General features: G+C 63.8%; 6 protein-coding genes and 1 pseudogene. 5 read left to right on the top strand and 2 right to left on the bottom strand.

Annotated elements, in window-relative coordinates; genetic code table 11:
* A pseudogene (locus tag ABJK70_RS16870) lies at nucleotides 1-125 on the top strand (IS5/IS1182 family transposase); the annotation flags it as partial.
* Nucleotides 126-464: 339 nt separating this feature from the next.
* Here the strand turns inward: ABJK70_RS16870 and ABJK70_RS16865 are convergent.
* Complete coding sequence (locus ABJK70_RS16865) at nucleotides 465-1,673, bottom strand: DUF1173 domain-containing protein (RefSeq protein ID WP_156881507.1); 1,209 nt, start codon at nucleotides 1,671-1,673, stop codon at nucleotides 465-467.
* A gap of 7 nt (nucleotides 1,674-1,680) precedes the next feature.
* A complete protein-coding gene (locus tag ABJK70_RS16860) occupies nucleotides 1,681-2,130 on the bottom strand; it encodes a hypothetical protein (RefSeq protein WP_156881506.1) in 450 nt (149 codons plus the stop codon).
* 129 nt (nucleotides 2,131-2,259) lie between these two features.
* Between ABJK70_RS16860 and mobH the strand changes: the two genes are divergently transcribed.
* From mobH to ABJK70_RS16840, 4 genes are read left to right on the top strand one after another with little or no spacing between them, the layout of a single operon-like run.
* Nucleotides 2,260-4,614, top strand: a complete 2,355-nt coding sequence (gene mobH, locus ABJK70_RS16855; protein WP_347258535.1) for a MobH family relaxase — start codon at nucleotides 2,260-2,262, stop codon at nucleotides 4,612-4,614.
* Complete coding sequence (gene traD / locus ABJK70_RS16850) at nucleotides 4,611-6,434, top strand: conjugative transfer system coupling protein TraD (protein ID WP_086132979.1); 1,824 nt, start codon at nucleotides 4,611-4,613, stop codon at nucleotides 6,432-6,434. Before mobH ends, traD begins: the two co-directional genes overlap by 4 nt.
* Nucleotides 6,435-6,899 carry a hypothetical protein gene (locus tag ABJK70_RS16845; RefSeq protein ID WP_086132980.1) on the top strand — a complete coding sequence of 155 codons (465 nt, stop codon included), beginning with the start codon at nucleotides 6,435-6,437 and terminating at the stop codon, nucleotides 6,897-6,899.
* 3 nt (nucleotides 6,900-6,902) lie between these two features.
* Entirely contained in the window at nucleotides 6,903-7,535 is a 633-nt protein-coding gene (locus ABJK70_RS16840) for a DUF4400 domain-containing protein (protein ID WP_347258534.1), read from the top strand.
* Nucleotides 7,536-8,031: the final 496 nt, after the last annotated feature.

The following is an 8,031-nucleotide window of genomic DNA, read 5'->3' as shown; positions in this document are numbered from 1 at the left end:
TCCGGATCGTCAAACGCCAATTCGGCTATACCAAGGTCCGGTACCGGGGACTCTTCAAAAACGGGCAGCAACTCTACCTGCTGTTTGCCCTCGGCAATCTCTACCAGGTGCGGGAGGAGTTGATGGCGGGCGCCAATTGGGGAGGGAAAAACGACCTTTTTCGGCTGACAGCCCCGGCCGGTTTATCGGAGCCACCAATAAAACGCACTTATTCAGAGCTTCCTTAAACAGATACTGGCCAATAGACCAATGCCCGTCGCCGATTGAGTGTTTGAGCCATGCTGCTGGCATTACATGGAGAACGGTGGAAGATGCCAAGAAGGAACTCGGCGTTCGGTCTGCGCAGAGGCCCGGATGCGTTGGGCACTCCTGGGCATAGCCAACATCACCTGAACCAGCGAACCCAACAGTCACGCGGGGTGCTGACCCCTTGGGGGAAAATGGCGGCTAGTGAACGTGAATGATCAATCCGCTGGTGGAATCTCTGGCATTGCTTCGCCGCCTGCACGCCACACCCAGGCTTCGAGTCTGCTTTCCGCTATAAGCGAATCGAGGGCAGCGTCATAGTCCTCAGCCGCCTCTGGCGGAACGATGTATAGGGCGATGGGCAGGGGTTGTGTGTCCAACAACACCACGCTCGCCAAAGGCTGGTCGTCCGACAGGCTGTATCGCAGTCCCTTCAGGAAAGAGCGCCCGGACTGTGTAAGACGGTCGATCAGCGCCTGCTCGTAGAGGTGCTCGAAGGGCAGCCAGTTTTCGTTGACGACCATGAGGGCCGCGGCATCCAGGGACGCCACGCCGGTCGGACCGACACCGAAGGTCCCGATCACTACCAGATGGGCGTTGTCGACGGCGTCCCATAAGGCAAACTCGCCGGCAAAGCGTTTGCGCAGGCGGTTATGAAGTCCGTCATCCATCGTGATCGGGAAATCGGGCAGGTGCTTGACCACCAACTTGTGCCCGCAGCGCGAGCGCGCGATTTCCTTGACCTCGCCGATCAGGAGCAGCAGTCGCTGCGCGTGGCTTTCACCCATTGAGATCTGACTCAGCCGAGCCATCCGGCGCTGCGCGATATCCTCCATACGTTCCCTGGAAAAAGGTTCCGGGACATACAGCACATCGGCGAGCGGCACGCCCTTTACGGCCTTGTCCTCGGCTGCCTGCAGGAGGAACTTGTGGATCACGTGCCAGGAGCGTTTGCCGGCCATCGCGGGCGACCAGCGATGAAAGCCGGCCTGTTCCCAGAGATAATGCAGACTGCCGCGCAATGTCAGCTTGTTGCCATTGGTGCGCACGCTATCGGATTCCCTGCGGGGCGACGAAGTCCCGGTGGGTCTGCCCCTTCCCTTGGACAGGGCGAAATCGAATCGGAGGGTCGTGACCCCATCCTGAATATTCTCCTGGATGGCCGAACCGATCAATGGCCCCAACCCGGAGAGTTCGGCCGAGGGCTCGTAGGCATCGCACGTCGGGGCATGGTCGGCCCCGGTGTTGGGCATCCGTTTGATCACATGGCGTCCATTGATTCGGGCAACGTACATCTCGACGCCCGGATCGCGGCACAGACACAAGGGACGCTGTTTCGTCCCGTGGACGCTCGCCAGGAGGGTTTCAAGGCGAGGGTCATCGTGGGAAATGATATGGTCACCGATGCGGAAGGTGAGATGGCCCATGCGGCGATCATTTGTACACGCTGGCGGTATAGCACTGTCCTCGCAACCAGGACGGCATGTCGGTCGCGGCGACGATGTCGCGTTCACGCGCGGTCATGTCGAGGCCATGCCGGCAGGCCTTGCGCCAGGCCCGCTCGATCTCGTCGGCGCCGTAGCCATCGGACAGGGGGAAGACGGCGACACCACGATCGGCCGTATCGGATAATGCCTCAGGGTGGTAAAGCGGCGGCGGCTCCTTCTGCGTAACGACATGTTCGAGCGCGGACGCCCTAAGCGCCGCCCCGCCGAGGCCTCCGTCTCGCCAGGACGTGCCGAGACGCCACGGCGGATCGCGTGTCGCGTCGGCCATGACGGCATCGATGACGGATTCGGCCACCTCGGGTGGGACGGTTCTCACGGCACAGGCGGTTAGGTTGCTGGAAACGAGCAAGCACAGAATGAGTTTTCGCGATAGCATGGCAATCGGTCTCCGTAGACGTTGACGCCCAGCATAAAGCGTCCGAACGGTCCCGGCGTTGCACAAAATCCGCGAATCGCCCGTTTTGTGTACGTCCGATCGAGGCCGCTTCTGGCATGATCAAATGCCATGTCATTCATGGAGCATCTCAAACGTTGGGCGAATCGGCCGCAGGCCACCCCGGCGCCCGGTCAGGCGGATGACGATATTCCGCGCTATCCACCGTTCGCCAAAGGCCTGCCGGCGGCGTCTGTTGACCGGGTCCTGGCGACGCAGACCGAGTTGATCGGGCAGATCCGTCATACCCTGGCGCTGACCGGCAACCTCTTCACCGCGATCGCGGAACCCGTGATTGCGCGCTACGCCGCCTTTACCCACCTTTTGCCCGCCTCGGAGACCCACCATCATCGCGGCGCCGGCGGGCTGTTCCGCCATGGCCTCGAAGTGGCGCACTGGGCCGCGTTGGCCTCGGAGGGCGTTCTGTTCGCCCCGGGCGCGACGCCTCGCGAGCGCAAGGCGCAGGAACCGCGCTGGCGGCTTGCGGTCTGCCTCGCAGGGCTACTGCACGACATCGGAAAACCGGTCTCCGATCTGTCCGTCCTGGATCGGGAAGGCCGCACGTCCTGGAATCCCTATATCGAGCACCTCACCGACTGGGCCGACAAAAACGGCGTGGATCGCTATTTCCTGCGCTGGCGCGAAAAACGCCACCAGCGCCATGAACAGTTCTCCGTGCTGGTTACCGAGCGGGTGCTGACCCCGGAATGCATCACCTTTCTCACGCGGACCGGTCCCGACATCATGCAGGCGATGCTCGAAGCCATCGCGGGCATCGATCGGGGCAGCACGTTTTACCGGTTGGTGGCCGAGGCTGACCGGAAGAGCGTCGAACGCGACCTCAAGGCGAATTACCTCCAAGTTGATGCCTCGCTCGGCGTGCCGGTGGAAAAATACCTGCTCGACGCCATGCGCCGCCTGGTCCGATCCGGACGCTGGCAGGCAAACGAGAAGGGCGCCAGGGTCTGGCGCTTCCCGGAGGGCGTGCACCTCGTCTGGCGTCCCGGCGCGCGGGAGATCGTCGATACCCTGGCCAAGGACCAGATCCCCGGCATCCCCCGTGACGAGGACACCCTGGCGGACATCCTGATCGAACGGGGACTCGCCATACCGCGAACGTTGCCCGACGGCACCCGGTGCCGGTACTGGCGCGTGAAACCGGATGATCTGGAGGTCACGCTGACCCTGTTGCAGCTCGCGTCACCGGAGCTGATCTACATGGGTGAACCGCCGATCGTGGTTGGCGGGCAGATCGTGAAGGAAAGCGATGACCCTGCGGTCACCGGACCGACACGGGACAGGGACGGGCCTGAGGATGTGCCGGACCGGGGTTCGCCCCGTCCACCGCTACGGACCGAGGACACTCCCCGCGCGACCCCTCTGGATCGGTCCCCGGCAGCCCCGGCGACAACGCCCCCGTCGGTCCGTGGACGGGAACGCCCGACCGCGAACGGGAAACCGCCGGTGCGCCATCGGCCACCCGAAGACCCTGGGGTGGGTGAACCGCTCCAGGTCATCGACGCGTCGGGAACGGCCCTCCAGGTCGATACGCAGACCGGCGAGATCGTCCGGCCGCCGCCCCAGACCGCGACAATTGAACGGCATGCGCCAAAAGCGCCGGCCGCGGTATCGATCAGGACGGCGCGCGATCCGGGCGAAGAGAACCGGACGGACGCGGCCCGTCGCTGGCTCGCGGCGCGAGGGGAGGGGGGCGAGCTGCTCATCCGGCTGGCCGAGGAGGTGATCATGGCGGGAGGCTGGACGATCGGCATCGACCTGCCGGACGTCGACGGCAAACTTCTGCTTCCGTTTCCGGCGAGCGCCCAGAAGCTCGGCCTGGAGCCGGCGACCTTTCTCATCCGCCTGGCGGATGCGGGGTGGGTGCTTACCGATCCCTTGGCCCCGCTGCGCCGGGTGCGTGACATCAAGGGGGTGCGCGGACTGCTGCTGGCGGCGGAGCCGAGCGAAGCCTTGCGGGCGATCGCCATCCGCACCGACAAGACGCCTGGCAGGCCGCCGTCTACCCAGCCGCTGTCAACGGAGGTCGCGTCGGTTCCGCCGAAGGCGGGCAAGGCCGAAGCGCCGGCAGCGGGATGTCGGGACGGAGCCACGAGGGTGGATCCGCCGAAACGCCAACCATTCCACGCGTCGGCCCCGTCGACCGAACCCGGCAACCCCGCGCCGGATCCCGCTACCCTGGCTGACGAACTCGTCACCCGCATCCGGGGTCGCGAGGGACTGCCGGTTTCGGTCGTCGAAGAGAACGGTTGGCTGGTCGCGCCGGCCACCGTTCTGGACTGGTTCGTCCAGCAGCATCCCGGCGTCACGCTGACCGGCTTGTCCCGTGCGCTGTTCCGGCGGGACGATTGCCGGCTCGAGGGGACGACCCGGAGCGGGACTGTGAAGGTCAAGCGAGACGCCTCGTGAGCTCGGATTACGATTACCAGGCCCCCTGGCGACCGATCTTCGAGGTCATCGCGATCTGCGGCTGGCTCGGCGGCGCCGGTCTCGCCTATGGAACGTTCCTGTGGTCCGACTTGCCGGCCGAGCCGTTCTACGCGCTGATCGGCGTGTCTTTCGGAATGACTTTGTGGCGCGCCCCGTCAGCCATCGGGCTGTGGCGTCGCAAGCGGCGCCTGATCCGATCCCGTCTCACCTACTGGCAAGCCACACGCCTGAAGCGCTGGGTCGGCCGTCATCCCGGCCAGCTTTGGCTGGGATGGGGGTTCGACTGGGGCCAAAGGCACGCCCAGCTGGCCCACGAAATTCTGAAACGAGATCTATCCGAGCTCATTCCCGTCCGCCAGGACCGCATGGGCGCACCGTGGATTCACGGGCTGGAAGCGCGCGAACACCCGGTGATCCAGCCGCTCCCGCACACGGCCGGGCACACGCTGATCGTCGGCACCACCGGCGCCGGCAAGACCCGAGCCTTCGACGTGCTGGTCACGCAAGCAGTGCTGCGCGGCGAAGCCGTCATCATCATCGACCCCAAGGGCGACAAGGATCTCAAGCGCTCGGCCGAAACCGCCTGCCGGCTGGCGGGGCGTCCGGACCGCTTGGTGTATTTTCATCCGGCCTTTCCCGAGGACAGCGTGCGTCTCGATCCCCTGCACAACTTCAACCGGCCGTCCGAGGTGGCCAGCCGCATTTCCGCCATCTCGCCCGGCGAAACCACCAACGATCCGTTCAAAGCGTTCGGCCAGAAATCCCTGGACAATGTCATTCAGGGCTTGATGGTGATCGAGGAGCGGCCCACCCTGGTGAAGCTGCGCCGCTATCTGGAAGGCGGTCCGGCCTTCCTGGTCGTTCAGGCGCTGGAGCGCCATTACGACCGGTGTCTCGGCGATTGGCGGAGCGACGCGAAGCCGTTCATGAAGGCGGCGCGGGACACCGAGGGCAAGGCCCAGGGATTGGTCCGGTTTTACCGGGAGAACGTCCAGCGGACTCACCCGAACAGCGATCTCGAGGGGCTGATTTCGCTGTTCGAGCACGACCGCACCCACTTCAGCAAGATGGTGGCCTCCCTCCTGCCGATCATGAACATGCTGACCTCGGGACCCTTGGGTCCCTTGCTGTCGCCGGATCCCGAGGATGTGGACGATCCCCGCCCGATCACCGACATGGCGCGGATCATCGAAAACGCCCAAGTGGCTTACATTGGCCTCGATTCCCTGTCGGACGGGTTGGTGGGGAGCGCCATCGGCTCGATCCTGTTGGCGGAACTCGCGGCGGTGGCCGGCGACCGCTACAACTACGGCGTCTCGGACCGGCCAGTCAACGTGTTCGTCGACGAGGCGGCCGAAGTGATCAACGACCCCTTCATCCAGGTCTTGAACAAGGGACGTGGCGCCAAGATCCGGCTCTTCATCGCCACCCAGACCTTCGCCGATTTCGCCGCGCGCACGGGATCGGAAGCCAAGGCCCGGCAGGTGCTCGGCAACGTCAACAACCTGATCGTCCTGCGGGTGCTCGACGGCGAGACCCAGCAGTACATTACCGACAACCTGCCGAAGACGCGGCTCAAGTACGTGATGCGCACCCAGGGCGTCTCGACCCATGCCAGCAACCCGACCGTCTTTTCCGGCAACATCGGGGAGCGACTGATGGAAGAGGAAGGCGATCTGTTCCCGCCGCAGCTACTGGGGCAACTCCCCGACCTGCACTATATCGCCAAACTGTCGGGCGGACGCATCGTCAAGGGGCGGCTGCCCATCCTGTTGACCACACCCAAGGAGAATCATTGAATGCCGAAGCAACGGGCCGTAAGTCGATCGCCCAGTTGGACCGCCTGGCTCAATCGGCGCCGGAACAAGACCCGGATCCATTTGCTGGACGCGGACTGGCCGGGCCTCAGGCAGAGTGGCGAGCGCATCGCCGAATGCCTCGACCGGAACATCGACGATCCGGAAGGTGCCGCCATCGCCCTCGACCGCGTGCTGGCTGCCGCGTGGACGGCGTATCTGAAAGCCCGAAATCAACGATCCAGTACGGACCATGACCGCCTGATCGCCTTCGTCCAGACCGTGTGTGAAGCGCTCCGCGCCGTGATTCCGTCCGAAGCGGACGACGTCGCGCTGATTCAAAGCTTTCTGCCGGAAGCCTACGGCTGGATTCTCAAGCTGCCGGGCGCGGAACCGCTGTCGGGCACGGCCCCGGTCATCGAAGGCTTCGGCGATGAACCGCCCGGTACGAAGCGGACGATGCACTGACTGATGACGCGCAATATTTTCCTCAGTATTCTGATCTGGTTGCTCGAAATCGTGCTGGTGGCGGCCCTCATTTCCGAGCAGTGGACCCGGTCGATTCAAGCCGAGGAGGACCGGATGCTGCTCGATTATTTCGGGGCCGAGAAGGCGACGGAGCTTCGGAAGACCGCCATGGGCGGGTTCGAAGCGCTTTTCGTTCGCACCGGGATTCGGGATAGCGTGTATGGGTATTTCATTCCGACCGAGGGCGAGCGGCAACGGTCGAGAGGTTTCGAGGATGTCGGCCGCTACGATTTGTTTCCGTTTCTCCAGGGCCGCCTGGACGTGCTGTTCGAGAGCCTTTACCAGATGATTCATCGGGCGGTGGTTACGGCCGCCTGGTTGCCGTTTCTCGGTGTCGCGGTGGTTCCGTTCGCGATCGACGGGCTGGTCCGGCGCAAGATCCGGCAGACCACCTTCGACTATTCGAGTCCGGTGGCGCACCGATACAGTCTGTATGTGATCCTCGGTACGTTCTATTTGCTGCTTGTCTCGTGGACGCTGCCGCTCCCCGTGCCGCCGCAGGTCATCCCCATTGCGCTGTCGGGGGTGGCCTATGCGCTGAACGTATTGCTGGCCAACACGCAGAAGCGGATTTAGGGTCTTGTCAGTATCTCCGGCTTAACCGAAGCATCTGCTACGGCGTGATCCGCCGCAACACCGCAAAAATAACCGCTAGGAAGTAGGGCAGCTCGGCCAGAAACTGAAGCTCAAAATTGGGGTTACGATCGTCTCATAATCGGCCAAGCACTAAACCACTCGCGCGGTAGGGGGCTCCGATCCAGGGCTGAAGGTCCTTGGAGACGTTTGGCTCTCTTTTCTATGTTGGCGAACGAAGCGATCGTGCCGCGCGGCGATTGGCGGCTTATCTGGGTCGTTCACCCGACACCGCGACCGCATAGGACCTGCGAAACTTCCAACTCTATCGGGTCGATTACGGTGTGTTGCCTACCCATTAACCGGGTAACAACCTGTCTTCGTGGCACAAGCGCCCAGGCCAGCGCGCTCGTCGTCCAGCCCGATGGCCGGATCGTGGCGGTCGGAACGACCAACGGTCCCAACGGGGATCTTAACTTCGGTTTGGCGCGGTACAATC

Source organism: Methylocaldum sp. (assembly GCF_039794385.1).
Taxonomy (GTDB): Bacteria; Pseudomonadota; Gammaproteobacteria; order Methylococcales; family Methylococcaceae; genus Methylocaldum.
The sequence above is the reverse complement of the archived record's forward strand: the minus strand, read 5'-3'. Positions and strand labels throughout refer to the sequence as shown.

What these genes read in the sequence shown, in the direction of transcription:
- ABJK70_RS16840 (WP_347258534.1), top strand. Translation starts at nt 6,903, where the DNA reads ATGACGCGCAATATTTTCCTCAGTATTCTGATCTGGTTGCTCGAAATC.
- ABJK70_RS16860 (WP_156881506.1), bottom strand. Translation starts at nt 2,130, where the DNA reads ATGCTATCGCGAAAACTCATTCTGTGCTTGCTCGTTTCCAGCAACCTA.
- mobH (WP_347258535.1), top strand. Translation starts at nt 2,260, where the DNA reads ATGTCATTCATGGAGCATCTCAAACGTTGGGCGAATCGGCCGCAGGCC.
- ABJK70_RS16845 (WP_086132980.1), top strand. Translation starts at nt 6,435, where the DNA reads ATGCCGAAGCAACGGGCCGTAAGTCGATCGCCCAGTTGGACCGCCTGG.
- ABJK70_RS16865 (WP_156881507.1), bottom strand. Translation starts at nt 1,673, where the DNA reads ATGGGCCATCTCACCTTCCGCATCGGTGACCATATCATTTCCCACGAT.